We start from the raw sequence: 24755 nt of genomic DNA, 5'->3' as shown, positions 1-24755 counted from the left end.
GCCGGCGCGGGCCGGACATTTGGACGGTAGCGCGGCGATGCGCCGCGAAAGCGGACGATTTTACGGGCGGAGGGCAACTCTCCCACAGCCGGCCGGGATGCCGGCCGCTCCCGCTGCCCGGCCGCACGTGCGACAACCAACGGCCGGCCGCACGCGGCAGCCCCTCACGCAGCCCCTTCCGGGCCCGTCTTTTCCCCGCCCCACAGACATGCAACCGCCCCACATCGGTCCGAACACTCCGTTTTTCATCGTGCTCAACGCCGGCTCCGGCAGCGAGAGCGCCGCCGAGGCCCGCCGGGTCATCGAGGAAGGCTTTGCCGCGGCCGGCCGCAAGCACCGCATCTTCCTGGTCGACGGCCCGGGCCGGCTGCAGGCACTGGCGCGCGAAGCCGTCGAGCGCGCCCGCACCGTCGGCGGCGTGGTGGTGGCCGCGGGCGGCGACGGCACCATCAACGCGGTCGCGCAGGCCACGCTGGGCAGCGGCTGCGCCTTCGGCGTGCTGCCGCAGGGCACCTTCAACTATTTCAGCCGCACCCACGGCATTCCGCGCGACACCGCCCAAGCGATGCAGGTGCTGCTGACCGAGGCGCCGCGGGCCGTGCAGGTGGGGCTGGTCAACGACCGGGTGTTCCTGGTGAACGCCAGCATGGGCCTGTACGCCGAGCTGCTGGAAGAGCGCGAGACCTACAAGGCGCGCTATGGCCGCAGCCGCTGGATCGCATTCTTCGCGGGTCTCCTCACGGTGATGCGCGGGCGCCACCGGCACTGGAACCTGCGCATGGCCTGGCGCGGGCAGGAAAAGGACATCCGCACGCCGACCCTTTTCGTGGGCAACAACCCGCTGCAGCTCTTGCAGGTGGGCATCGAGCATGCCGATGCGCCCGAGCAGGGGCAGCTCGCGGCCATCGCGCTCAAGCCGGTCGGCGTGCTGGCCATGCCGGGGCTGCTGGTGCACGGCGCGATGGGCAAGCTCGGGCGCGCCGACCAGGTGCTGAGCTTTCCCTTCGAATCGATGACGGTCAAGGCCGGCCGCCTGCGGGCGCCCCGCCGCGTGAAGGTGGCGACCGACGGCGAGATCGCCTGGACCGACATGCCGCTGCTGTTCCGCGTGTCGCCCGAGCCGCTGTGGCTGGTGCGGCCCGACGTCGCGCCCGAGCTGGAGGCGGCCAAGCAATGAGCCCTTGCCTGCTGCAGATCTCCGATCCGCACTTCGGCACCGAACGGCCCGAGGTGCTGCGGGCGCTCGAGCGGTTTGCACAGGCGCTCGCGCCGCAGGTGGTGGTGATGTCGGGCGACATCACGCAGCGCGCCACGCGCGTGCAGTTCGCGGCGGCGCGCGCTTTCGTCGGCCGGCTGGCGGCGCCTGCCACGCTCGTCATCCCGGGCAATCACGACATTCCGCTCTTTCAGCTCGCGGCGCGCTGCTTCTCGCCCTACGGCCGGTACATGGAAGCCTTCGGCGACGACCTGGAGCCGGTGTTCGCGTCCGACGAGTGGCTCGTCGTCACGGTCAACACGACGCGCTGGTACCGGCATGAAGACGGCGTGGTGTCGCCCGCGCAGGTCGAGCGGGTGGCCGGGCGCCTCGCGGCCGCATCGCCCTCGCAGCTGCGCGTGGTGGTGACGCACCAGCCGGTGATGGTCACGCGGCAGGAAGACATGTCCAACCGCCTGCACGGGCGCGAGCGGGCGGTGGCGCGCTGGTCCGAAGCGGGCGTGGACCTGATCCTGGGCGGGCACATCCACCTGCCTTATGTGCGCTCGCTGCACGACGCGTTCTCGGGCTGCAAGCGCACCGCCTTCGCCGTGCAGGCGGGCACGGCGGTGTCGCACCGCGTGCGCGCCGGCTTTGCGAATTCGGTGAACGTGGTGCGCCTGGACATGGCCGGCGGCGCGCGCGCGTGCCGCGTGGAACGCTGGGACTACGCCGCCGCCGACAAAGCCTTCGTGTGCGCCAAAGTATTCCCGCTTTCGCTTGCCAGCAGCGCGACGCCCCCTTAGGGTGCAGCCGCATGCCGTTGGAAGCTTCCCCTCTCGCACCCCCGCTCGTTCTCCTTGCCCAGCAACTGGGCGCCCATGCGCTCGGCTGGTTTGTCTCGATCTGGACCGTGTCGGTGCTCGGCGCCGGCGCCCTCTGCTGGACGCTGCAGCGCCGCCACTTCAAGGCGCTCGATGCCGACGAGCCCAGCGAGCCGCGCATCGCCCTCGGGCTCGCGGCGGGTTTTCTCTTGATCCTGGCGGCGGCAAGCGTGTTCGCATGGATCGCGTCGAATCTTTCCGACGGTCATTCGATGGGCCGGGCCGACCAGGCGCTGGCCGACGCCATCGGCACCCACGTGCCGTGGGCCGCGCTGGTCGCCTTCAGCTGGCTCACCCACCTGGGCGACTTCGCCTTTCTCGCGCCGGTGTGCGTGGTGATCGCCGCGGTGCTGTGGCGCCATGCGCACCGCGGCCTCGCGCTCGGCTGGGTGATGGCGCTTGGCGGCATCGTGGTGCTGAACCCCGCGCTCAAGCACATCTTCGAGCGGGCGCGGCCGGTGCACGACCACGGCCTCGCGTTCGAGACGAGCTACAGCTTCCCGAGCGGACACAGCGCGGGCGCGATCGTGAGCTACGGAATGCTGCTGTACCTGGCGCTGCGCACGCTGCCGGCGCGCTGGCATGTGCCGGCGGCGATGGCCGCCGTGGGCGCCATCCTGACCATCGCGTGCAGCCGCATCTTCCTGCAGGTGCACTTCGCGAGCGATGTGGCGGCGGGCCTTTTGACCGGCTTCGCCTGGCTGCTCGTGTGCGTGAGCAGCCTGGAATACGCGCGGCACCGCAAGCGCCGCACCGCGCGCTGACCTGGGATCAGTACTCCCAGAAAATCCGCTGCAATTCCTTGGTGTTGTTGGTCTTGGTCAGGGCCACCATCGCCAGGATGCGCGCCTTCTGCGGACGCAGGTCGTGCGCCACCACCCAGTCGTACTTGTCGTCGGGCTGCTCGGCGTTGCGGATCACGAAGCCGTCGGGCACGCGCGAGCTGCGGATCACGATCACGCCGTCGGTGCGCGCCTTCTGCAGGTTCGGCACGATCCGGTCGGCCACCGAGCCGTTGCCCGTGCCGCCGTGGATGAGCGCCTTGGCGCCGCTCTTGGCGATCGCGTCGATGGCCACCGACGACACGCCTTCGTAGCCCATCGCGATTTCCACCGGCGGCAGCGCCGTGATGCTGTCGATGTCGAATTCGGAATTCATGGTGTGGCGCTTGACCGGCGCGCGGAACCAGTAGTTCTTGCCTTCCACGATCATGCCGAGCGGGCCCCATTGGCTGGAGAACGCGCTGGTCTTGATGTTGACGTTCTTGCTCACGTCGCGGCCGCTGTCGATGTTGTCGCCCATCGTCACCAGCACGCCCTTGCCCACGGCGTCCTTGCTGCCCGCCACGTTCACCGCGTCGTACAGGTTGAGCGCGCCGTCGGCCGAGAGGGCCGTGCCGGGGCGCATCGATCCGACCACCACGATCGGCTTGTTGGTGTGCACGGTGAGCGTGAGGAAGTAGGCGGTTTCTTCCAGCGTGTCGGTGCCGTGGGTGATGACGATGCCATCGACATCCGACTGCTTGGAGAGCGCCGAGACGCGCTTGGCCAGCGTCAAGAGGTTGTCGTTGGTGAGGCTTTCCGATGCGACCTGGAATACCTGCTCGCCGCGCACGTTGGCGACCTTGGCGAGCTCGGGCAGGCCGGCGATGAGCTTGTCGACGCCGACCTTGGCGGCCGCGTAGGTGGCGCTGTTGACGGCCGAGGCGCCGGCGCCGGCGATGGTGCCGCCGGTGGCGAGGATCACCACGTTCGGCAGCGCTTGCTGGGCCTGCGCAAGGGCACTGGCGGCCAGCAGGGCGGCGCCCGCGGCGAAGGCCCTGAAACGGGGAGAGAGGTACATGGAAGACTCCTTGGTCTGAGGTGAATGTCTGGAAGCGGCGAGGAAGATACATGAACCGTGCCCGCATGCGCCCTGCGGCCATGCCGGCACTGCATGCGGCCATGCCTTGCGGCACGGCGGGCGGCCATGCGCCAAGGATTACCATCGACCGGCGCCACGCCGCCAACCCTCCAGCATGACCTCCGACACCGCCGCCCTGCCCCCCGCCACCGCCCAGGAAATGCCCGCCCCCGAGGGCCCGCTGTCGCGCGCACGCCCGGGGCGCGAGCGCATCATGGCCGCCATCCGCACCGCGGCGGTGGCCGAGTTCAGCCTGCATGGCCTGAAGGGCACCTCGACGCAGGCCATCGCCGCGCGCGCCGGCCTCACCAAGCCCCAGCTGCACTACTACATCGCCGGCAAAGAAGAGCTCTACGAGGAGCTCCTCATGCAGGTGCTGCACGCCTGGAAGGTGGTGTTCTCGTTCGAGGACGCGAGCGATCCGGCCACCGTGCTGGGCGACTACATCCGCAAGAAGCTGGACCATGCCATCGACAGCCCCGAGATGTCGCGCATCTTCACCCGCGAGATCCTGGACGGCGGCCGCAACCTGGACCGCTACTGGCCCAACGCGCGGGCGTGGACGCAGAAGAAGGTGGACATCATCAACGGCTGGATCGCGCGCGGGCAGATGCGCCCGCTCGATGCGCGCATCCTGCTCATGCACATCTGGGCCATGACCCAGAGCTACGCCGACTACGCGATCCAGACGCGCGTGATGCTGGGCCTGCCGCCCGATGCGCCCATCGACCGCGAACCCATCGCGCGCGAGCTGGTGGCGTTCGTGCTGGGCGGCTGCGGCATCAAGCCGACGCCCTGACCTCCCAGGCGCGGCCCGTCGGGTCGGCCATCGCCAGGCGCACCACCTCGATGAAGCGGCGCAGCCGCGCGGGCTGGAAGCGCGCGGGCGAATAGGTCAGGTACACGGGCAGCGGCGCCGCATGCCACTGCGGCACCAGTTGCACCAGCCGGCCTGCGGCGATGTCGTCGTTCATGAGCCAGGCCGAGCCGATGCAGGCGCCCAGCCCCATGACCGCGGCGCTGTGCAGCGCATAGAGGCTGTCGGTGCTCATGCGCGGGCGGATCGGCACCCGCGCGAGCTCGCCGCTCGGCCGGTGCGTGAGCTGCACCTCGTTGCGATAGAAGGTGCGCAGCGCGATCCAGGGCAGCCCGGCCAGTTCCGACGCGTGCGTGGGGGGCTTGCGGCCTTCCAGCACCGACGGCGCGGCGACCACCACGCGCGGCACCTCCGAGAGCTTGATGGCCACCGCCATGGTGTCGGTCACCTCGCCGACCTGGATCGCGCAATCGACGCCCTCGGCGATGAAGTCGGGCCGCCGGTCGTGCAGCAGCCATTCGACGGCCACCCGCGGATAGGCGCGCAGATACTCGGCCAACGGCCCGACCAGCAGCCGCTGCCCCAGCGCGTGCGGCGCCACCACGCGCAGCGTGCCCTCGGGCTCGTCGCCCACGCCGCGCAGGTCCGCCTCGAAGGCGCGCCAGTTGGCGATCAGTTCCTTGGCGCGCTCGTAGCAGCGCTCGCCGTCTTCGGTGAGCTTCATGGCGTGCGTGGAGCGGCGCAAGAGCCGCACGCCGAGCGAGCGCTCCAGCGCCTGCAGCCGGCGGCTCACGGTGGGCTGCGTCGCGCCCATCCGCAATGCGGCGGCCGAGAGGCTGCCGGCTTCGACGATGTGGACGAAGGTCTGCATCAGCTCGATGCGGTCGGCGGCGGGGGGTGAATTCGGCATTTCCTCGCTCTTTATGCGCATCACGTATGGACATTGTGCAACCCACAGGGCTACCAAGTACACCTCAAGAGGAGCACATTCCAGCCCTAGCCAGAAAAACCAAGGGTTATCACCATGTCATCCATTCAAACACTGCATGCCCACCCCGGCGCCGCACCGGACGGCCAGACGCTGCCGGCTTCTCTGGTGCTGCTGCTGGCCACCGCCGCGGGCCTGTCGGTGGCGTCGCTCTACTACGCGCAGCCGATGCTCGGCGTGCTGGGCGCCGACATCGGCGCCTCCGGCCGCGCGGTCGGCTTCATTCCCACGCTGACGCAGCTGGGCTACGCGCTCGGCATCCTCTTGCTGGCGCCGCTGGGCGATCGCTTCGACCGCCGCCGCATCGTGCTGATCAAGGCGGCCGCGCTCTGCGCCGCGCTGCTGGTGGCCGGCGCCGCGCCGTCGATCGGCGTGCTGCTCGCGGCCAGCCTGGCCATCGGCCTGGCGGCCACGATGGCGCAGGACATCGTGCCCGCCGCCGCCACGCTGGCGCCCGAAGCCTCGCGCGGCAAGACCGTCGGCACGGTGATGACGGGGCTGCTGCTGGGCATCCTCCTGTCGCGGGTGGTGAGCGGGTTCGTCGCCGAGCACTTCGGCTGGCGCGCGATGTTCATCGCGGCGGCGGCCAGCATCGCGCTCATCGGCGCGGCCGCCTGGCGCGGGCTGCCGCGCTTCCGGCCGACCACGCACCTGGCTTACGGCGCGCTGCTCGGCTCGCTGGGCACGCTGTGGTCACGCCACGGCGCGCTGCGCCGCGCGGCATTGGCGCAGGCGCTGCTCGCGGTGGGCTTCAGCGCGTTCTGGTCGACGCTGGCGGTGATGCTGCACGGCGCGCCCTTCCACCTGGGGAGCGCCGCGGCCGGCGCCTTCGGGCTGGCCGGTGCGGCGGGCGCGCTCGCGGCACCGCTGGCCGGGCGCCTGGCCGACCGGCGCGGCCCGCAACTGGTGACGCGCCTGGGCGCCGGCCTGGCCGTGGTGTCGTTCGCCGCCATGGGCCTCGCGCCGCTGATGCTGCCGCACGCGCAGCTGTGGCTGCTGGCGATCGCGGCCGTCGGCTTCGACCTCGGCCTGCAGGCCACGCTGATCGCGCACCAGACCATCGTCTACGGCATCGAGCCCGGCGCGCGCAGCCGGTTGAACGCGGTGCTGTTCACCAGCATGTTCATCGGCATGGCGGCCGGCTCGGCGCTGGGCGCGCTGGCGCTCGCGCAGTGGGGCTGGGCCGGCGTGACGTGGCTCGCGACCGGCACGGCGGCAGCCGCTCTGGTGGTGCGCCTCTGGCCCGCGCCCCGCAAGCCCTGAGCGGACGCCCTCAGTCCGCGCAGCGGAAGGACGCCGCGAGGTTGACGTCGCCCGACCCCTTGTACGCCGGCCACTTCGGGTAGTCGCACAGCGGCCGGGTGCGGCCGGGCACGCCGGCCGTGTCGGTCGTCACCTGCCCCGTGGGCGCGGTGCCCTTCTCGGCCCATTGCTCCAGCGCGGTGAGCGAATCCCACGTCGCGTTGAAGACGCTGCTCACCGCGTGGCCGAGGCCCGCGACCTCGTAGTAGCGCACGAACGAATCGACCTCCGCGAGCCCCAGCCGCGACTGCAGCCGCTGGTAGTACTGCTCGGTGGCGCGCGTGCTCACCAGCACGTCGGCCAGCCCGTGGGCCAGCAGCAGCTTGCCGCCGCGCGCCTTGAACGCGGAGATGTCGGTGCTGACGTCCAGCTGCGTGCTCAGCGCGCTGATGCGGTTGGCCCAGGGTCCGGCGTTCTCCGGATCGAGCGAGAGCGAGTCGTACAGCGGATCGCGCGTCACCGAGTACTTGATCCACTGGTCGGTCAGCACGCTGACGTAGGGCGCGGTCGCGGGCATCGGGCGCCCGGGCGGCGAGGTGCCGAACGCGAGGAACGTCACCACCGGCTCCAGCGGCGAAGGCCAGGTGGTGATGCCCAGGTCCGCGCCCCACACGTTGTAGCCGGGGTACTGCGTCTCCCCGCTCGCGAGCAGGTAGTTGAAGTTGGTCGGCGTATCGATGGTCTTCAGTGCCGTGATCTGCGCATCCGAGAGGCACGTGTTGCCTGTGTCGGTGCCGCCCGCGCAGCGCACCGCGACGCCCGCGAGCGTGGCGGTCGACGGATCGAAGCGCGCGTTGCACAGGTTCTGGTTGCTGATGAGGCCGTCGGTCGCGCCGTCGAGCGCGTCGCAGGCTTCCATCGCGGCCTTGTAAAGCACCTCGCGCTTGGCGACATTGGGATAGGCGCCCGGCTGCGCGAGCGCGCGGCTCATGCGGTGCCCGGCCAGGAGCGCCGACGCGTCGTTCCACGCGGGGTACCAGGCGATTGCGCCGTCCCAGTCCGCGGGCCAGCGCTGGATGGCCGTGAGCGCCTCGCGCCCGCCGGTCGAGCCGCCCGCGAAATATGCCTTCACCGGACTGGCCGCGTAGCGCGCCTTCACCAGCGAGAGTGCGACGTCGTGCACCTTCTTGAGCACGTCGCCGCCGAAGTTGCGCACGGCCTCGTCGTTCAGGCCGAACGAGCCGTCCTGCGAGCCGAGCGCGTTGGCCTGATGGCCCGAGTCGCTCGCGAAGGTGGCGTAGCCGCGGCCGAGCGGCGTCGGCTGGTCGACGGGGCCGTTGGGCACGTTGCTCTTGACGCTCGGAATGGTGCCGTTGAACCCGCCTCCGCCGAACATGACGACCTTCTGGTTCCAGCGCGTGGGCAACGCCAGCTGGAAGAGGATGTTGGGCGCCGTGATGTCGACCGGCGCGATCTTGCCCGCGACCTCGCAGTACTCGGGCACAGCGGCCGCGCCGCTGCCGCTCGCGGCCACGGTCTTCACCGACGTCACGGTGGCGCCGGAGGTGGGCAGGCCGATCGCCGAGGCGGCGACGGTCATGCCCTGCAACTGGTCGCAGGTGAGCGCCACGGGTTGCGAAGGCGGCGGCGGCGCTGCCGGGGGCGGCGCGGCGGGCGGTGGTGCGGCCGGGGGCAGGGTCACGAACGGGAAGCCGCCGCCGCCACTTCCGCCACCGCCGCAGCCGGCGAGCATGGCGGTCGCTGCGAGGCAGGCCGCGGCCACGAGGGCCAGGTCTCGATTACTGGATTTCATTGGGTCTGTCTCCGATGTCGTTGCAGGTTGCTTGCGCGGCCTTCTTGCGAGGCCCGACAAAGTCTCGCGCGCGCCCCTCCCGAATCCAATGTGCGAACCCGACACCGCGGGGGCGAATCCGATGTGGTGCCCCCATGCAGTGAAAACCCTCGCCGTGCGGCGGCGTGTGCTCTATGCGCCGGGCAGCGCCATCTCGATGCCGGCCTTGGAAAGCTCCAGTTGGTATTGCTCGAACCCCGTGCCGGGCACGCGCTCGTCCTGGCGGTCCAGGATCTCTTCCATGCGCGAGCGGATCTGCGCCACCGGGTCTTCCGCATCGCCGATGAAGATGCCCTGCGTCATCGTGACGTTGGCGCTCTCGAAGCTGCCGGCACCCGCGAGAAGGATGGTGCGCGTCGGCGCGTCCTCGCCGACGAGGGCGACGAGCCCCGGGCTCACGCTGGCCGGCGCGAGCCGGGCCAGCGCCTCGGGCGGCAGCACGCCTTCTGTCATGGCCGTCGCGGCCGTCGGTGCGAGGCAGTTCACGCGGATGTTCTGCCTGGCGCCCTCCAGCGCCAGCGTCTGCATGAGGCCCACGAGCGCCATCTTCGCGGCGCCGTAGTTGGACTGGCCGAAGTTGCCGTAGAGGCCCGACGACGAGGTCGTCATCACGATGCGGCCGTACCGGCGCTCGCGCATGTGCTCCCACACGGCCTTCACGCAGTTGACGGCGCCCATCAGGTGCACGTCCATCACCAGCCGGAAATCGTCGAGCGACATCTTGGAGAAAGTCTTGTCGCGCAGCACGCCGGCGTTGTTCACGAGGATGTCGACGCGGCCCCATTCGCCGATGGCGCGCGCCACCATCTGCTCCATCTGCGCGAAGTCGGTGACGTTGCCACCATCGGCGATGGCAAGGCCGCCGGCCCGCACGATCTCGTCGGCGACCGCGCGCCCCGGCGAGCCTTCGTGCCGGCCCGCCACGTCGTTGACCACCACGCGCGCGCCATGCCGCGCGAGCGCCATCGCATGCGCCTTGCCCAGGCCGCTGCCGGCCCCCGTGACGATGGCCACGCGGCCTTTCAAGAACTTGTTCATTGCTACTCCTGATTGATATGAATGGCTTGTTTCGGGCGAGCGCTTTCAGAACGCGACCGCGTCCCGGCCCTTCAGGCCCAGCATCGCGCGCGCCTCGTCGGGCGTAGCGATCTCGAGCGACAGCTCTTCGAGAATCCGGCGGATCTTTCGCACCTGCTCGGCGCACGACTTCGCGAGCTGGCCCTTGGCCAGATAGAGGCTGTCTTCCAGGCCCACGCGCACGTTGCCGCCCATCACCGCGCCCATGGTCAGGAGCGGCATCTGGTGCCGGCCCGCGCCGAGGATCGAGAAGCGGTAGCCGTCGCGCCCGAAGAGGCGGTCGGCGGTGGTGCGCATCACCACGAGGTTCTCCGGGTCCGGCCCGAGGCCGCCCAAAATGCCGTAGATGCTCTGGATGAAGAGCGGCCCCTTGATGAGCCCTTCGTCCACGAAATGCGCGAGGTTGTAGAGGTGCCCCACGTCGTAGCACTCGAACTCGAAGCGCGTGCCGCAGTCTTCGCCCAGCACCTTCAGGATGTGCTTGATGTCGCGGAAGGTGTTGCGAAAGATCAGGTCCTCCATGCCTTCGACATACGGCTTCTCCCACTCGTGCTTCCACTCGGCGATGCGCCGCGCAGCGGGGTGGATCGAGAAGTTCATCGAGCCCATGTTCAGCGAGCACATCTCCGGCTTGGCCTGCAGCGGATAGGCCAGGCGCTCCTCGAGCGTCATGCGCGTGCTGCCGCCGGTGGTGATGTTGATGACCGCGTCGGTGGCGTCGCGGATGCGCGGCACGAAGGCATCGAAGATCTTCGGATCGGCCGAGGGCCGGCCGTCCTTCGGGTCGCGCGCATGCAGGTGCAGGATGGCGGCGCCCGCCTCCGCCGCTTCGATGGCCTGCTCGGCGATCTGGTCGGGCGTGAGCGCCAGGTGCTCGGACATCGTCGGCGTGTGGACCGAGCCGGTGACCGCGCAGGAAATGATGACCTTGTCTTGGGTGATTGTGGTTGCCATGTCGGGACTCGCAGCAGTGAATGGAAAAAAGAGAGAGGTCAGACCGCGAGCCACTCGGCCACGAGCTTCTCGTTGGCCGCCAGTTCCTGCGGCGTGCCCTCGAAGACGATGCGCCCGTGCCCCATCACGCACACGCGCGTGGAGACCTTCAGCGCAATGGCCAGCTTCTGCTCGACCAGCACGACCGAGACGCCCTTTCGGTGCATGTCGCGGATGCACTCGGCCACCTGCGCCACGATCTTGGGCGCGAGGCCCTCGGTGGGCTCGTCGATCAGCAGCACCAGCGGATTGCCCAAGAGCGAGCGGCACATCGTGAGCATCTGCTGCTCGCCGCCGGACATGCTGCCGGCCTTGGTGTTGCGGCGCTCCTTCAGGCGCGGGAAGTAGTCGAACATCTCCTCGATGCGCCAGCGGTGCGCGCCGGCGACGGGCGTCTGCTCGCCCATGCGCAGGTTCTCGTCCACCGTGAGGTTGGCGAACACCTCGCGCTCCTCGGGCACGTAGCCGATGCCGGCGCGGCAGATGGCGTAGGGCCGCGCGCCCGCGAGCTCGCTGCCTTGCAGCCGGATGCTTCCGGAGGTCGGCATGACCAGTCCCATGACGGCCTTCATGGTGGTCGAGCGTCCCGAGCCGTTGCGCCCGAGCAGGCTGACCACTTCATTGCGCGCCACCTGCAGGTTCACGCCGTGCAGGATGTGGCTCTTGCCGTAGTGAGCGTGCAGGTCTTCGACGTGCAGCAGCGTTTCGGTCGCGGCATTCATGCGGCCACCTCCTCGCCCAGGTAGGCTTCCTTCACGCTCGCGTTGGCGCGGATCTCGTCGGGCGTGCCCGTCGCGATCACCTGGCCGTAGACCAGCACGCTGATGCGGTCGCTGAGCGAGAACACCACGTCCATGTCGTGCTCCACGAGCATCAGCGCGCGGCCCTTCGTCACTTCGAGGATCAGCTCGGCCGTGTAGTGCGTTTCCTCGTTCGACATGCCCGCCATCGGCTCGTCCAGCAGGATCACCTTCGGATCCGAGGCGAGCGTCATCGCGATCTCGAGCGAGCGCTGTTCGGAATAGGCCATCTCGCCCGCGATCGCGTCCGCGCGGGCCGCGAGCCGCACCAGCTCCAGCAGCCGGTAGGTCTCTTCGCGCACGCGCCGGTCGCTGTCGATGAATTTCCAGAACGCGTACGCGAGCCCGTGCGGGCGCATCACCGCGAGCCGGACGTTCTCGAAGACGCTGAGCTTCGGAAAGATGTTGGTGATCTGGAACGAGCGCGCGAGCCCCAGCCGGTTGATCGCCTGCGGCGTGCGGCCGCCGATCGAGTGGCCGTCGAAATGGATCGTGCCGGCGCTCGGCGCGAGGTGCCCCGAGATCAGATGAAAGAGCGTGGACTTGCCCGCGCCGTTGGGGCCGATGAGCGCGTGCCGCTCGGCGCCGTGCAGGTCGAGGTCCACGCCGCGCATGATTTCCGTCGGGCCGAACGCCTTGCGCAAGCCCCGGATGCTGAGGATCGGCTCGCTCATGCGGCACCTCCCGCACGCTCGGTGGCGTGCCTGAGCTTTCGCTGGCCGAACCATGCGAGCAGCGCGCCCGCGCCGATCAGCAGCACCGGCACCGCCCACGTAGTCACCGCGGTCGGCGACCAGGCGCGCGCGAGCAGCGTGACCGGCGGCCACGCGCCGTCCGCGGCGAGCTTGGCGAGCTTGGCCATCGCGCGGTAGTCCTGCGAGAAGACGCGCTGCAGCATCTCGACCGCGAACGCGCCGCCCATGCTCAGGAGCACCGCGGCGGCGATCGACAGCAGCGCCAGCGGCACCAGTTGCGCCACGCCGATGCGCTGGCGCAGGCGCCCGGTGGTGCCGATCAGGCCCGCGAGCCCCGAGGGCATGAACATCATCACGAGCACGAACAGGATGCCCTGGTAGAGCAGCCACGACTGCGTGAGGTCCGACACGGCGTAGCCGAAGAAGGTCATGAGCGCCGCGCCGAACGCGGGGCCGAGGAACACCTTCACGCCGCCGATGTAGGTGTTGAGCACGACCGCGGCCGAGAGCGCCGGATCGAACACCACGTAGTTCGCCGATTCGTTGGACACCACCTGCAGGCCGCCCGCGATGCCCGAGAACATCGCGGAGATCGCGAACACCAGCATGCCCAGGCCGTGCACGTTGTAGCCGAGGAACCGCAGCCGGTGGCTGTTTTCGCGCAGGCCATAGGCCAGCCGCCCCATCGGCGTGCGCGTGAACAGGTACAGCAGCAGCACGGACAGCAGCACCCACGCGAGCGTGAGGTAGTACACCTGCGTGGTCGATCCGAAATCCAGGCCCCACGCGGGCATGCGCATGGTGGACACGCCGGCCTCGCCGCCGAAGAGGCCCTTCAGGTGCGGCGCGAGCGAATGCACGAGCTCGGCGATCGCGAGCGTGATCATCGCGAAGTAGGTGCCGGTGCGCTTGGTTGCGAACCAGCCCGCGATGCCGCCGAAGACCAGGCCGCAGGCGGCGCCCGCGAGCGGCATCAGGGGCGTGGGCAGGAGCCCCGCGCCGCCGATGGCGTTCATCGCATGCACGGTGCCGAACGCACCGACGCCGAAGTAGGCCGCGTGCCCGAAGGACAGCATGCCGGCTTGGCCGCACAGCAGGTTGTAGGCGCTCGCGAACAGCGCGGCGATGAGCATCTGGATGGCCGCGTTCAGCAGCCCCTGCGACAGCAGGAACGGCAGCGCGACGAGCGCAGCGACGCCTGCGAGGACGAGGAGAAGACCGGTCTTCATCGCTTCACGCTTTCTCGCCCATGAGGCCGCTGGGCCGCACGAGCAGGATCAGCAGCATCAGCGCGAACGGAATCGTCGCGGAGAGGCTGGAGACCTTCAGCGTCATGAGGCCTCCGACGCTCGTGGCCCACTCACCGGCGCCGAAGAGCGCGAACAGGTCGGCAAGGCTCCTGTCCACGCCGACCGCCAATGAGGTGACGACGCCGATCAGCAGCGATGCGAGCATCGCCCCGCCGAGCGAGCCCAGCCCGCCGACCACGACCACCACGAACACCATCACGCCCAGTTCGAGCGCCATGTTCGGGTTCGTCGTGTAGAACGCGCCGGCCACCGCGCCCGCGAGGCCCGCGAGCGCCGCGCCCACGCCGAAGACGCCCATGAACACCAGCGGCACGTTGTGGCCCAGCGCCTCCGCCATGCGCGGCTTGTAGATGGCCGAGCGCACCACGATGCCCACGCGCGTGCGCGTGAGCAGCAGGTAGATGACCACGAACATCGCGATGGCCACGCCGCCCATCAGGAGGCGATACACCGGGTACTGCGCGCCGCCGACGGTGAATGCCGAGACGTCGAGCGCCGCGGGAATCCGATAGTCGACCGGGAAGTTGCCGAAGAAGAGCTTGATCGATTCGGCCACGATGAACGAGAGGCCGAAGGTCAGCAGGAGCTCATGCGCATGCCCGTGGTGGTGCACCCGCCGAAGGAAGAATCGCTCGACCACCACGCCCACCAGCCCCACGAGGATCGGCGAAACGACCAGTGCGAGCCAGAAGCCGATCGCGCCCTGCAGCGTGTACGCGAAGTACGCGCCGAGCATGTAGAACGAGGCGTGCGCAAAGTTGAGCACGCCCATCATTCCGAAGATGAGCGTGAGCCCGGCGGACACCATGAACAGCAGGAGGCCGTAGATGACGCCGTTCATGAGGGAAACGATGGTCTGGTCCATAGGTTTTTTCGGCAGCCGAAGCTGCGCCGCGCGGGACGCTCGCGTCCCGCTGGCTTGTTGAAAATTCAGCGGGGGCGCGGGCTCAGCCGGGCCGCTTCATCGCGCAGCTGGCCTGCGCGGGCGTGGAGGCTTCCTGCGCGGAGAAGCGCTTGACCGGCTTGAAGCCCATGTCGGTGTCGTCCACCTTGAACTTCGCATCCTTGGTGACCGTGGACACCACCATCGGCAGCTGCGCCTGGTGGTCCGCGGCGCGCATGCTCATGTCGCCCATCGGCGTCTTGATGGTGGTGGCCTCCAGCGCCTTGGCGAACGCGTTCACGTTGAGCGCGCCGCCTTCGGGCTTGGTGCGCTTCAATGCGTCGGCCACCATCGCCATGCCGAAGACGGTCTGCGGCTCGATGAAGACGGGCACGTGGCCGGTCTTGGCCTTGTAGTCGTTCACGAAGCGCTCGCCTTCGGCACCGCCCGCTTCGGGGTTGAAGGTCTGCACGACGAAGTGCCCGACGGCCAGGTCGCCGGCGTTGGCGAGGTTGCCCGGCTGGTCGAGGTAGACCGTGCCGAAGCGCGCCTTCAGGCCCGCCGACTTCGATGCCTTCATCAGCAGCAGCAGGTCGTTGGACCAGTTGCCCGTGAGCACCGAGTCGGCCTTCGACGCGGCGATCTTCGCGACGTAGGGCGCGAAGTCCTGCACCTTGTTGACGTCGTGCAGCGTCTTCTCGACCACCTGGTAGCCGCCCGCCGCCGCGTTGTCGGCGATGGCCTTCTCCATGTCCTGGCCCCAGGAGTAGTTCTGGTTGATCGAATAGACCTTGGTGCCCAGCGCGTTGGCCTGCTTCATGGCGCTCACGAGCGCCTTGGTGCGCACCTGCGGATCGCCGCCGAAGCGGAAGTGGTGGAAGTTGCACTTCTCGCCGGTGAGCTCCAGCGCCTCGGCGCCGACGTTGAGGTAGACCATTTCCTTGCCGGGATTGCGCAGGTTGTACTTGCGGATGTCCTCGGTGATCTGCCCGCCGATGGCCGACGAGGCACCCTGCACGATCAGCTGCACACCGTCCGCGGCCGCAGCCTTGAGCTTGTCGGCCGCGCCCGCGGGACCGCCCTGGTTGTCGTACTCCATCAGCTGCACGGGCTCGCCGTTCCAGCCGCCCGCGGCGTTGATCTGGTCGATCGCATAGCGCACGGCCGCGCGGTACGCCTGGCCCGACGAGGCCTGCGGGCCCGAGAGCGTTTCGAGCACGCCGATCTTGACCGGCGCGGCGGATGCGGTCGATGCGGCGCCGCAGAGAAGGCCCACCGCGGGAACGAGGGCGAAGGCGAGTGCGTTGAACTTGTGCATTGATGTCTCCATGCTTTTTATGAAAGGAAATCGAGAAAAGGGGCGCGGCGGCCGCGCGGGCGCTAGAGGTATTCCATGTTTCCGTCCACGCTGATCGCCTGGCCGGTCACGTTGCGTGCCGCGGGCGAGCAGAGAAAGAGCGTCATGGCCGCCACGTCGTCCAGCGTGACCATGCGGCGCAGCGAGATCTTCCGCAGGTACTCCGCGCGCATCGCGTCCACCGACACGCCCGCGGTGGCCGCGCGCGCGCCGATCACGCTGTTCATGCGCTCGCCTTCCACCGTCCCCGGAAGGATCGCGTTGACGCGCACGCCGTGCGGACCGAGCTCGATGGCCAGCGACTTCATGAGGCCCACGATGGCCCACTTGGTCGCGGCATACGGCGTGCGGAATGCGTAGCCCAGCCGACCCGCGACCGAGCTCATCGCGATGAGGCACGGGCTCTGCGTGGACTGCCGCAGCAGGGGCACCGCGCGCTGCGCGAAATAGAACTGGCTGTTGAGGTTCACCGACACCGTGCGCTCCCAGTCGCCGCGGTTCAGGTCCTGGATCGCGCCGGTCGGCCCCGCGATGCCGACGTTGCTCACCAGCACGTCCAGCCCGCCGAGCGCGCCCTGCACGTCGTCGAAGACGAGGTCGACGTCTTCGGGCACCGAGGCGTCGGCCATGCTCGATGTGATCTCGGGCGCTTCGTCGGCCAGGCGGTCGAGCGCGCCGCGGTCGATGTCGCAGACATGCACGCGCGCGCCCGTCTCGCGGAATGCGCGCGCCACCGCGGCACCGATGCCGGCGCCGCCCGCGGTGACCAGGACACGCAGGCCGGGCGCGGGCCGGAGTGAATCGATGATGCTCATGGTTGTCTTGTCGTGATGTCTCGTGAACGGTGCAGCACGGCAAGTGTCCGGAAGGCGCCCGCGCAAACCTATGTGCGGCAGACACACATGCGGGCCCCGCGCGATGTGATCCCTGTCGCGCGCGGCGCGCACACGCGGGAACTAGGGCTTGGGCCCATGCCCATGCACGCATCGTTCTGCTAGCCTTCGCGCCCTATGCCGGCACTGCCCCAAGAAAGAAAGCGAACGATCGGCCCGTCGCTGGGCCAGACGGCCGACGAGATCGCCCCCGAGCTGATCGGCCTCCTGCACCGCAACGCCTCCGCCGAAGAGTTCGCCGCGTGCTTGGCGCATGTCGAGGCGCTGCCCGATGCGCTGCAGCGCAAGTCGGGCCTGGTGGAACTGGTGCGCATGGCGATGGCCTTGCGCAACCGGCTCGAACTCCACGAACAGCGCGAGCGCGGCATGCTCGCGGTGATCGAGTCGGCGCAGGACCTCTCCAGCCGCCTGGACCTCGCGGGCCTGCTCAAGGCCATCGTGAGCCGCGCGCGCAAGCTGATGGGCGCGCACCTGTGCTGGCTCACGATCTACGACGCGGCGAGCGGCGAGTTCCAGGTGGTGGTGGCCGACGGCGCCATCTCCGACCGCACCGGCAAGATGACGGCCGGCAGGAACCTGGGCGTCGCGGGCATCGTGATGTCCACGCGCCTGCCCTTCTTCACGCCCGACTACCTGCACGACAACCGCTTCGCGCACGACGCCGCGCTGGACGACACCTTCAGGGACGAAGGCGTCGCCGCGCTGGTCGGCGCGCCGCTCATGTGCGACGACAACGTGATCGGCCTGCTCTTCGTGGCCGACCGCTACCACCGCACGCACACGGCGCTGAACGTGTCGATCCTCTGCACGCTCGCCACGCACGCGGCCGTCGCCATCAACAACGCAAAAGCCTTCGCGGAAGCGAAGACGGCGCTGGAGAACGCGGACCTCGCGCGCGCGGAACTGGAGCGGCATGCGCGCGACGTGCAGGAGGCCGCCGAGGCGCACGAGCAGCTGACCTCGCTGCTCGCGAAGGGCGCATCGCTCGGTGCGCTGTGCGAGTCGGTCGCGCAGCTCCTCAACGGCAGCGTGCTGGTGCTCGACGAAGCCAGCGAAGTGATCGGCCGGGCCACGGCACCGGGCTATGCGGGCACGGCGGCCGATGCCTACGCGCCGCACGACGACCACAGCGCCGCGCTCGCGCAGGCCCTGCGCGAAAGCCGCCAGGCCGGCCGCTCGGCCGTCGCCTACACGCGGGGTGGCGAACTGTGCCGCGCGATCGCGGTGATCGGCGGCAACGACGTTCTCGGCGCGGTGCTGCTCTTCCGGCAGGAGGACCTGCGCGACATTTCGCTGCGCACCTTCGAGCGCAGCTCGAGCGTCATCGGCGTCGTGCTGCTGTCGCAGGAGCGCGTGGAAGCGAGCAAGAGCCGCGATGTCTCCGCGCTGCTGCACACGCTCATCTCGCCGCGGCAGGACGAGCCCGCGTTGACGCAGGACCGCGCCGAGCGCTTCGGGCTCGACCTGTCGCAGCCGATCTCGCTGATGGTGGTCGAGATGGAGCAGCCCCGGCCGGGCTTCTGGGCGCGGCGCCTGCGGGCGGGCGCGCCGCTGTCCGATCTCGTGATGGATGAGGTGGACGGCGTGCTGGTCATCGTGTGCGGCGCGACGAAGGCGCAGGACGTGCTGGCCCAGTTCACCGCGTTCGCCGGCAGCGAGCTCGGCGATGCCTACCGGGGCGTGCTGTCGCGGCCGGTGCGCACGCCCGCCGAAATGCCGGCGCTGTACGCGACGCTGCGGCGCGCGCTGTCGGTGCTGGGGCGGCTGGGCATGCGGGGCAACATCGTCGGGCAGAACGAGATGGCGCTGTACTCCGTGCTCTTCGAGACGCACGACCAGGCGAGCCTGAACACTTTCCTGAACGCGACCATCGGCACCGTGATGGGCCATGACAGGAAGCGCGGATCGGAACTGACTGCCACGCTCCTGGCCTATTTCGACAACAACCAGAACGCGAAGACGACCGCCGCGCGCATGGGCATCCACGTCAACACCGTGCGCCAGCGCCTCGCGAGCGTGGAGGAACTGCTGGGGCACTGGGGCAACGCGAGCCGGGCGCTGGAGATCCACGTGGCGCTGCGGCTCTGGAGCCTGGGCATGTCGGGCGACGCGCCGGCGCTCGAAGGCTGACCCGGCCGGGCCTGCCGGGGCCCGACAGCGCAATCCAAGGAGAAATCACCAGTCCGGTGCATCCGGACTGGCACGTCGCTTGCATAACCTGACCACTTGCTCTGATTAAGCGGTCAAACACACCATGCGCGTGCTCGTCGTCTACTGCCACCCCGTCGAAACCAGCTTCCATGCGGCCCTGCACCAGGAGGTGCTGAAAAACCTGCGCGCGGTCGGGCACGAGGTGGACGACTGCGACCTGTACGCCGAGGGCTTCGACCCGGTGCTCTCGCGCGAGGAGCGGTTCGGCTACCACGACGTGCCGGCCAACCAGCTGCCGCTCCAGCGGTATGTGGAGCGGCTGCAGTGGGCCGAGGGCATCGTGTTCTGCTTTCCGACGTGGTGCTTCGGGCTGCCCGCGATGCTCAAGGGCTACTTCGACCGGCTCTTCATGCCGGGCGTGGCCTTCGACATCAGCGATCCGGCGAACGTGAAGCCGATGCTCACGCACATCACGCGCATCAGCGCCGTGGTCACCTACGGGCGGCCGCGCTGGCTGGCCTGGTACATGGGCGATCCGCCGCGCAAGATCGTCACGCGCTATATGAAGCGGCTCACCGGCCAGCGCGCCCGCGTGGACTACCACGCCCACTACCACATGAACGTGGCGACCGAGCCCCAGTTGAAGCGCTTCATGGCGCGCGTGGGCCATGCCATGGCGCGCTTCGCATGAACGCGCCCGTGCTCCTCGACAACGCGCGCTTGCCGCGCTGGTTGCTGCCCGCCGACTGGCCGCAGCGCGATGGCGTGCCGGTGCTCGCGCGCATCGCGCTCGACGCCGGGCGCGTGCAGTCGGTGCGCCCCATCGACGATGCCGCGCCCTCCCCTGAGGGCTGGGACCTCGCCGGCACCCTCGTGCTCCCCGGCTTCGTCGATGCGCACACGCACCTGGACAAGGCCTTCACGCTGCCGCGCATGAAGCATGTGCAGCCGGGCCTGCTCGGCGCCATCGATGCGATGCTGGCCGACCGCGTGCACTGGAGTGCTGGCGACGTGCGCGAGCGCGCCGCGCGCGGCCTGCAGTGGGCCTGGGAATGCGGCACCACGCATGTACGCACGCACGTCGACTGGTGGGAGCCCGATGCGGTGCCGCTGGCCTGGCCGGTGCTGGCCGAGCTCGCGCAGGAATGGGCGGGCCGGATTCGGCTGGAACAGGTGAGCCTCGTCAAGCTGCCGCTGTTCGAAGACGCGGCGCAGGCGCTGCGCCTCGCGCAACAGGTGAAGGCCACGGGGCCGCATGCGCTGCTCGGCGGCTTCGTGCACTCGACCAACTGGAGCGAGAACGCGCTGCGCAACCTGCTGAATGCGGCGCAGGCCTGCGACCTGGACATCGACCTGCATGTCGACGAGGAACTCAACGCGGCGGCCGTCGGCCTCAAGACCACCGCGCGCATCCTGCGCGAGATCGGCTTCGAGGGCCGCGTGGTCTGCGGCCACATCTGCGCGCTCGCGGTGCAGCCCGAGGCAGAGGCCCTCGCCACGCTCGATGCGGTGGCGCGCACGCCGATCACCGTCGTCTCGCTGCCCGCGACCAACCTGCTGCTGCAGGACGCCGTCACCGGCCGCACGCCGCGCCTGCGCGGCATCACGCTCGTGAAGGAAGCACGCGAGCGCGGCATTCCGCTCTTGTTCGCGAGCGACAACGTGCAGGACCCGTTCTGCCGGCTCGGCAGCTTCGACCCCGTCGAGGCGCTGGGCACGGCCGCGCTGGTCGCGCAGCTCGACGAACCGTTCGACACCTGGTCGCAGGCGCTGTGCCGCGGCGACTGGCTGCAGCGCGCGCCCGCCACGACGGCGCCCACGCTGGTGGGCGCGAAAGCCGATCTCGTGCTCTTCACGCAGGCCGACCGCCACGGCTGGCCCTCGCGCACCGCCACCCGCGTGGTGCTGCGCGACGGCCGCGTGACGCACGGCGACGCGACGCCCTTCTTTCCCAAGTAAGCAAAGAACAAGGACTCCCATGCTCCACGGCTACATCCCGCCCCACCGCTTCCTGCCCTACCTGAGCTGGACCGAAATCGCGGCGCTCCCCGACCGCGAGAACACGGTCATCGTGCTGCCCTGCGGCGCCATCGAGCAGCACGGCCCGCACCTGCCGTGCTCGGTCGACAGTGTGATCGCCTCGGGCGTGATGGGCCGGGCGCTCGAGAAGCTGCCGGCCGAGGTGCGCGCCTTCGCGCTGCCCACCATTACCTACGGCAAGTCGGAAGAGCACCTGCACTTCCCCGGCACGATGACGCTCACCGGCACCACGCTGCTCTCGACGGTGACCGAGATCGGCGAGTCGGTCTACCGCGCGGGTTTCAGGAAACTCCTGTTCGCCAACGGCCACGGCGGCCAGCCGCAGGTGCTGGAGATGGCGGCGCGCGAACTGCGCCTTCGGCATGGCGACTACGTGGTGGTGCCGCACGGCGTGTCGCGCCTGCCGAACGCGTCGAGCAAGCAGATCAGCGAGCAGGAAAAGCGCTTGTCGATGCACGCCGGCCATTCCGAGACCGCGCTGATGCTCGCGCTCGCGCCCGACACGGTGCACATGGAGCGCGCGGCGGCCAACTTTCCGCCGCCCTTCCCGATCAAGCTGCTGTCGGCCGACGGCCGCCCCGCGTGCGCCTGGACCGCGCGCGACTTCGGCCCGAGCGGCGTGATCGGCGACCCGACCAGCGCCACGCGCGAGCAGGGCATCGAGATCCTGGAGACGCTCTCCGACAGCTGGGTGCAGGCGCTGACCGAGCTGCATGCGCTGCGCTGGGTGGTGCGCGAGGAACCCACCTGGGAGCGCGGCCACCAGCAGGGCTTCATCCAGCAGTCGTTCGCTCCGGCCTGAGGCGCGCGGCGCGCGTCTTGCATCGGCTTTCTTCTTCTTTTTCATCCAGCCTTCGAGAGGTCACCACCATGCGTTCCTTCGCTCTTTCCCTGGCCGGCGCCACCGCGCTCTCGCTGTTCACCGCAGTCGCACCCGCACATGCGCAGGACAAGTTCACCTACATGACCAACTGGTACGCGCAAGCCGAGCACGGCGGCTTCTACCAGGCGGTGGCGCAAGGCATCTACAAGAAGTACGGGCTGGACGTGACCATCAAGATGGGCGGCCCGCAGGTCAACATCACGCAGATGATGGCGGCCGGCCAGGCCGACTGCATCATGGGCTCGAGCGACATCCAGATGATGCAGGTGCGCGAAGGCGGCGTGCCGGTGGTCAACGTCGCGGCCTTCTTCCAGAAGGACCCGCAGGTGCTGATCGCGCACGAGGACGTGAAGAAGTTCGAAGACCTCAAGGGCAAGACGCTCCTGATCGGCGCGCAGGCCAACCGCGGCTACTGGCCGTGGCTCAAGGCCAAGTTCGGCCTCACCGACGAACAGACGCGCCCCTACACCTTCAACATCCAGCCCTTCGTGGCGGACAAGAACACCGCGCAGCAGGGCTACCTGACCTCCGAGCCCTACGCCATCCAGAAGGCCGGTGTGAAGAGCACCGTGCTGATGTTCAGCGACCACGGCTTTCCCGCGTATGCGACCACCGTGTCATGCATGGAGAAGACGGTGAAGGACCGCAGCAAGCAGGTCGCCGCGTTCGTGAAGGCCTCGGCCGAGGGCTGGAAGAGCTACCTGGCCGACCCGGCGCCGGCCAATGCGCTCATCAAGAAGGACAACCCCAACATGACCGACGACCAGCTGGCCTACAGCGTGGCCAAGCTCAAGGAGATGGGCATGGTCACCGGCGGCGACGCGGCCAAGCTGGGCATCGGCGTGATGACCGATGCGCGCGCCAAGGCGAGCTACGACTTTCTCGTGACCTCGAAATTGCTCGACCCCGCGAAGGTCGAACTGGCGAAGACCTACACGACGGAATTCGTCAAAGACGCCAAGGTCATTCCTTGACTCGCCCCCAGGCTGCGCGCACTTCGTGTCGCTTCGCCAACCCCCTACCGGGGGCAACACCAGCGGCCCGGCAAAGCCGGTTCCGCGGTGTTCCACGAAGAACCCGCGGCGTCCAACGCGCATTTCCCACGCAGCTGCATGCCGGAGAACCTCTCTAGTGAACCGCATCGAACCCCACACCCTCGCGCCGCCAGTGGCGCCTGCCGTGCCCGCGGTGGAAGTGCTCTCGGCCGAGAAGACCTACCCCAACGGCACACAGGCGCTGCTGCCGGTGGACCTGTCGATCGCCGAAGGCGAGTTCGTCACGCTGCTCGGCCCTTCGGGCTGCGGCAAGAGCACGCTGCTCAAGATGGTGGCGGGCATGCTGGAGCCGACCGACGGGCGCCTCCTGGTGTGGCGCAAGCCCGTGAGCCAGTTGCACGACAGCGCGCGGCGCATGTCCTTCGTGTTCCAGTCGCCCACGCTGATGCCGTGGGCCAGCGTGCAGACCAATGTGCGGCTGCCGCTGGACCTGGCCGGCGTGCCCCGCAAGGAGGCCGATGCGCGTGTCGCGGAATCGCTCGCGCTCGTGGGGCTGGAGAAGTTCGCCGGCGCGCTGCCGCGTGCGCTCTCGGGCGGCATGCAGATGCGCGTGTCGATCGCGCGCGGGCTGGTCACGCAGCCCGACCTGCTGCTGATGGACGAGCCCTTCGGCGCGCTCGACGAGATCACGCGCCACAGGCTCGATGCCGATCTGCTGGAGCTCTGGCGCAAGAAGAAGCTCACGGTGATCTTCGTGACGCACTCGATCCATGAGGCCGTGTTCCTCTCGAGCCGCGTGGTGATGATGGCCGCGCGCCCGGGCCGCGTGGTGGAGCAGTTCCAGATCGACGAGCCCTATCCGCGCAGCGCCGATTTCATGGTGACGCCCGAGTTCGCGAAGTATGCGAAGCGGCTGCAGGACAGCCTGCTGCGCGCGAGCCAGGGCGACGAGGAGCACGCGCGATGAAGCGCACGCCGCTCCTGAATCAACCGCGCGTGCAGCGCGTGCTGTACCCGGTGCTGATCGGCGTGGTGCTGGTCGCGCTCTGGCAGTGGATGGTGGTGGCGATGGAGCTGCCGCCCTATCTGGTGCCCTCGCCTTACCTCATGATGCAGACGCTGGTGACCGACTGGGCGCCGCTGGGCAGCGCCCTCCTGGTCACGCTCAAGATCACCGTGCTGTCGTTCGCGCTGGCGACGGTGGCGGGCGTGCTGATCTCGTTTCTCTTCGTGCAGAGCAAGCGCATCGAGACCGCGCTCTTTCCGTATGCGGTGCTCTTGCAGGTGACGCCCATCGTCGCGGTGGCACCGCTCATCATCATCTGGGTGAAGAACCCGGTGGCGGCGATGACGGTGTGCGCGGCGCTCGTGGCGCTGTTCCCGATCATCAGCAACACGACGCTGGGGCTGCGCAGCATCGACCCCGATCTGCAGAGCTACTTCAAGCTGAACCGCGCGACGCGCTGGCAGCAGCTGGTGCGCTTGCGCATTCCGAGCGCGCTGCCGTACTTCTTCGGGGGCCTGCGCATCTCCAGCGGCCTCGCGCTGATCGGCGCGGTGGTGGCGGAGTTCGTCGCGGGCACCGGCGGCTCGGGCGCGGGGCTCGCGTACCAGATCCTGCAGGCGGGCTTTCAGCTGAACATTCCGCGCATGTTCGCGGCGCTCTTGCTGATCTCGCTGACCGGCGTGGCGCTCTTCGTGCTGATGGCCTGGCTCACCAAGGTGGCGCTGGGCTCGTGGCATGCGAGCGAACTTTCCCAAGATTGACATTGCTGACATTGACGAATTGACGACGACC

At 69.2% G+C, this 24755-nt stretch carries 23 protein-coding genes; 12 read left to right on the top strand and 11 right to left on the bottom strand.

Annotated features, from left to right (window positions below; all coding sequences use genetic code 11):
• Window positions 1–208 precede the first annotated feature (208 nt).
• From ACZYRS_RS04580 to ACZYRS_RS04570, 3 genes are read left to right on the top strand one after another with little or no spacing between them, the layout of a single operon-like run.
• Window positions 209–1177, top strand: coding sequence for a diacylglycerol/lipid kinase family protein (locus ACZYRS_RS04580; protein ID WP_463418282.1), 969 nt, complete (start codon window positions 209–211; stop codon window positions 1175–1177).
• A complete protein-coding gene (locus tag ACZYRS_RS04575) occupies window positions 1174–2001 on the top strand; it encodes a metallophosphoesterase family protein (RefSeq protein ID WP_463418281.1) in 828 nt (275 codons plus the stop codon). Before ACZYRS_RS04580 ends, ACZYRS_RS04575 begins: the two co-directional genes overlap by 4 nt.
• An 11-nt stretch (window positions 2002–2012) precedes the next feature.
• Window positions 2013–2843, top strand: coding sequence for a phosphatase PAP2 family protein (locus tag ACZYRS_RS04570; RefSeq protein WP_463418280.1), 831 nt, complete (start codon window positions 2013–2015; stop codon window positions 2841–2843).
• Between the two features lie 7 nt (window positions 2844–2850).
• Here the strand turns inward: ACZYRS_RS04570 and ACZYRS_RS04565 are convergent, their stop codons facing one another.
• Entirely contained in the window at window positions 2851–3921 is a 1071-nt protein-coding gene (locus tag ACZYRS_RS04565) for an asparaginase (RefSeq protein WP_463418279.1), read from the bottom strand.
• 175 nt (window positions 3922–4096) lie between these two features.
• On the opposite strand from ACZYRS_RS04565, the gene ACZYRS_RS04560 reads away from it, so the two are divergent.
• Window positions 4097–4780: a TetR family transcriptional regulator C-terminal domain-containing protein gene (locus ACZYRS_RS04560; RefSeq protein WP_463418278.1), complete on the top strand. Its 684-nt coding sequence runs from the start codon at window positions 4097–4099 to the stop codon at window positions 4778–4780.
• Here ACZYRS_RS04560 and ACZYRS_RS04555 read toward each other — a convergent pair.
• A complete protein-coding gene (locus ACZYRS_RS04555; RefSeq protein WP_463418277.1) occupies window positions 4764–5708 on the bottom strand; it encodes a LysR family transcriptional regulator in 945 nt (314 codons plus the stop codon). The genes ACZYRS_RS04560 and ACZYRS_RS04555 overlap by 17 nt on opposite strands.
• A 114-nt stretch (window positions 5709–5822) precedes the next feature.
• Between ACZYRS_RS04555 and ACZYRS_RS04550 the strand changes: the two genes are divergently transcribed.
• A complete protein-coding gene (locus tag ACZYRS_RS04550) occupies window positions 5823–7049 on the top strand; it encodes an MFS transporter (RefSeq protein WP_463418276.1) in 1227 nt (408 codons plus the stop codon).
• A gap of 10 nt (window positions 7050–7059) precedes the next feature.
• On the opposite strand, the gene ACZYRS_RS04545 is transcribed toward ACZYRS_RS04550, so the two are convergent.
• From ACZYRS_RS04545 to ACZYRS_RS04505, 9 genes are all read right to left on the bottom strand, one after another.
• Complete coding sequence (locus tag ACZYRS_RS04545) at window positions 7060–8841, bottom strand: tannase/feruloyl esterase family alpha/beta hydrolase (RefSeq protein ID WP_463418275.1); 1782 nt, start codon at window positions 8839–8841, stop codon at window positions 7060–7062.
• A gap of 171 nt (window positions 8842–9012) precedes the next feature.
• Window positions 9013–9918 carry an SDR family NAD(P)-dependent oxidoreductase gene (locus ACZYRS_RS04540; RefSeq protein ID WP_463418274.1) on the bottom strand — a complete coding sequence of 302 codons (906 nt, stop codon included), beginning with the start codon at window positions 9916–9918 and terminating at the stop codon, window positions 9013–9015.
• A gap of 45 nt (window positions 9919–9963) precedes the next feature.
• Complete coding sequence (gene kce, locus ACZYRS_RS04535) at window positions 9964–10911, bottom strand: 3,5-dioxohexanoate:acetyl-CoA acetone transferase (protein WP_463418273.1); 948 nt, start codon at window positions 10909–10911, stop codon at window positions 9964–9966.
• A gap of 38 nt (window positions 10912–10949) precedes the next feature.
• A complete protein-coding gene (locus tag ACZYRS_RS04530) occupies window positions 10950–11672 on the bottom strand; it encodes an ABC transporter ATP-binding protein (protein WP_463418272.1) in 723 nt (240 codons plus the stop codon).
• A complete protein-coding gene (locus ACZYRS_RS04525) occupies window positions 11669–12424 on the bottom strand; it encodes an ABC transporter ATP-binding protein (RefSeq protein WP_463418271.1) in 756 nt (251 codons plus the stop codon). Before ACZYRS_RS04525 ends, ACZYRS_RS04530 begins: the two co-directional genes overlap by 4 nt.
• Window positions 12421–13674, bottom strand: coding sequence for a branched-chain amino acid ABC transporter permease (locus tag ACZYRS_RS04520; RefSeq protein WP_463418270.1), 1254 nt, complete (start codon window positions 13672–13674; stop codon window positions 12421–12423). The genes ACZYRS_RS04525 and ACZYRS_RS04520 overlap by 4 nt, the downstream gene beginning before the upstream one ends.
• A gap of 4 nt (window positions 13675–13678) precedes the next feature.
• Entirely contained in the window at window positions 13679–14620 is a 942-nt protein-coding gene (locus ACZYRS_RS04515) for a branched-chain amino acid ABC transporter permease (protein WP_198788975.1), read from the bottom strand.
• 82 nt (window positions 14621–14702) lie between these two features.
• On the bottom strand, window positions 14703–15956 hold the full coding sequence (locus ACZYRS_RS04510) for a branched-chain amino acid ABC transporter substrate-binding protein (RefSeq protein WP_198788974.1): 1254 nt from the start codon (window positions 15954–15956) through the stop codon (window positions 14703–14705).
• Window positions 15957–16018: 62 nt separating this feature from the next.
• A complete protein-coding gene (locus ACZYRS_RS04505; RefSeq protein WP_198788973.1) occupies window positions 16019–16810 on the bottom strand; it encodes an SDR family oxidoreductase in 792 nt (263 codons plus the stop codon).
• A 195-nt stretch (window positions 16811–17005) separates the two neighbouring features.
• On the opposite strand from ACZYRS_RS04505, the gene ACZYRS_RS04500 reads away from it, so the two are divergent.
• The 7 genes from ACZYRS_RS04500 (at window position 17006) to ACZYRS_RS04470 (ending at window position 24724) form a co-directional block, all read left to right on the top strand.
• Complete coding sequence (locus ACZYRS_RS04500) at window positions 17006–19018, top strand: helix-turn-helix domain-containing protein (RefSeq protein WP_463418269.1); 2013 nt, start codon at window positions 17006–17008, stop codon at window positions 19016–19018.
• 124 nt (window positions 19019–19142) lie between these two features.
• A complete protein-coding gene (locus ACZYRS_RS04495; protein ID WP_463418268.1) occupies window positions 19143–19730 on the top strand; it encodes an NAD(P)H-dependent oxidoreductase in 588 nt (195 codons plus the stop codon).
• Window positions 19727–20998, top strand: a complete 1272-nt coding sequence (locus ACZYRS_RS04490; protein WP_463418267.1) for an amidohydrolase family protein — start codon at window positions 19727–19729, stop codon at window positions 20996–20998. The genes ACZYRS_RS04495 and ACZYRS_RS04490 overlap by 4 nt, the downstream gene beginning before the upstream one ends.
• A 19-nt stretch (window positions 20999–21017) precedes the next feature.
• Window positions 21018–21881, top strand: a complete 864-nt coding sequence (locus tag ACZYRS_RS04485; RefSeq protein ID WP_198788969.1) for a creatininase family protein — start codon at window positions 21018–21020, stop codon at window positions 21879–21881.
• Between the two features lie 68 nt (window positions 21882–21949).
• Window positions 21950–22936 (top strand): ABC transporter substrate-binding protein, encoded by a 987-nt coding sequence (locus tag ACZYRS_RS04480; protein ID WP_463418266.1) that lies wholly within the window; start codon window positions 21950–21952, stop codon window positions 22934–22936.
• Between the two features lie 157 nt (window positions 22937–23093).
• Window positions 23094–23924: an ABC transporter ATP-binding protein gene (locus ACZYRS_RS04475; protein ID WP_463418265.1), complete on the top strand. Its 831-nt coding sequence runs from the start codon at window positions 23094–23096 to the stop codon at window positions 23922–23924.
• A complete protein-coding gene (locus ACZYRS_RS04470) occupies window positions 23921–24724 on the top strand; it encodes an ABC transporter permease (protein WP_463418264.1) in 804 nt (267 codons plus the stop codon). The genes ACZYRS_RS04475 and ACZYRS_RS04470 overlap by 4 nt, the downstream gene beginning before the upstream one ends.
• Window positions 24725–24755 lie beyond the last annotated feature (31 nt).

It is taken from the genome of Variovorax sp. AC194 (assembly GCF_979257995.1).
Note: the sequence above shows the minus strand (reverse complement) of the source record. Positions and strands in the feature narration are given on the sequence as shown.

Coding starts and splice junctions, on each gene's coding strand:
- ACZYRS_RS04580 (WP_463418282.1), top strand. CDS start 209: ATGCAACCGCCCCACATCGGTCCGAACACTCCGTTTTTCATCGTGCTC.
- ACZYRS_RS04575 (WP_463418281.1), top strand. CDS start 1,174: ATGAGCCCTTGCCTGCTGCAGATCTCCGATCCGCACTTCGGCACCGAA.
- ACZYRS_RS04570 (WP_463418280.1), top strand. CDS start 2,013: ATGCCGTTGGAAGCTTCCCCTCTCGCACCCCCGCTCGTTCTCCTTGCC.
- ACZYRS_RS04565 (WP_463418279.1), bottom strand. CDS start 3,921: ATGTACCTCTCTCCCCGTTTCAGGGCCTTCGCCGCGGGCGCCGCCCTG.
- ACZYRS_RS04560 (WP_463418278.1), top strand. CDS start 4,097: ATGACCTCCGACACCGCCGCCCTGCCCCCCGCCACCGCCCAGGAAATG.
- ACZYRS_RS04555 (WP_463418277.1), bottom strand. CDS start 5,708: ATGCCGAATTCACCCCCCGCCGCCGACCGCATCGAGCTGATGCAGACC.
- ACZYRS_RS04550 (WP_463418276.1), top strand. CDS start 5,823: ATGTCATCCATTCAAACACTGCATGCCCACCCCGGCGCCGCACCGGAC.
- ACZYRS_RS04545 (WP_463418275.1), bottom strand. CDS start 8,841: ATGAAATCCAGTAATCGAGACCTGGCCCTCGTGGCCGCGGCCTGCCTC.
- ACZYRS_RS04540 (WP_463418274.1), bottom strand. CDS start 9,918: ATGAACAAGTTCTTGAAAGGCCGCGTGGCCATCGTCACGGGGGCCGGC.
- kce (WP_463418273.1), bottom strand. CDS start 10,911: ATGGCAACCACAATCACCCAAGACAAGGTCATCATTTCCTGCGCGGTC.
- ACZYRS_RS04530 (WP_463418272.1), bottom strand. CDS start 11,672: ATGAATGCCGCGACCGAAACGCTGCTGCACGTCGAAGACCTGCACGCT.
- ACZYRS_RS04525 (WP_463418271.1), bottom strand. CDS start 12,424: ATGAGCGAGCCGATCCTCAGCATCCGGGGCTTGCGCAAGGCGTTCGGC.
- ACZYRS_RS04520 (WP_463418270.1), bottom strand. CDS start 13,674: ATGAAGACCGGTCTTCTCCTCGTCCTCGCAGGCGTCGCTGCGCTCGTC.
- ACZYRS_RS04515 (WP_198788975.1), bottom strand. CDS start 14,620: ATGGACCAGACCATCGTTTCCCTCATGAACGGCGTCATCTACGGCCTC.
- ACZYRS_RS04510 (WP_198788974.1), bottom strand. CDS start 15,956: ATGCACAAGTTCAACGCACTCGCCTTCGCCCTCGTTCCCGCGGTGGGC.
- ACZYRS_RS04505 (WP_198788973.1), bottom strand. CDS start 16,810: ATGAGCATCATCGATTCACTCCGGCCCGCGCCCGGCCTGCGTGTCCTG.
- ACZYRS_RS04500 (WP_463418269.1), top strand. CDS start 17,006: ATGCCGGCACTGCCCCAAGAAAGAAAGCGAACGATCGGCCCGTCGCTG.
- ACZYRS_RS04495 (WP_463418268.1), top strand. CDS start 19,143: ATGCGCGTGCTCGTCGTCTACTGCCACCCCGTCGAAACCAGCTTCCAT.
- ACZYRS_RS04490 (WP_463418267.1), top strand. CDS start 19,727: ATGAACGCGCCCGTGCTCCTCGACAACGCGCGCTTGCCGCGCTGGTTG.
- ACZYRS_RS04485 (WP_198788969.1), top strand. CDS start 21,018: ATGCTCCACGGCTACATCCCGCCCCACCGCTTCCTGCCCTACCTGAGC.
- ACZYRS_RS04480 (WP_463418266.1), top strand. CDS start 21,950: ATGCGTTCCTTCGCTCTTTCCCTGGCCGGCGCCACCGCGCTCTCGCTG.
- ACZYRS_RS04470 (WP_463418264.1), top strand. CDS start 23,921: ATGAAGCGCACGCCGCTCCTGAATCAACCGCGCGTGCAGCGCGTGCTG.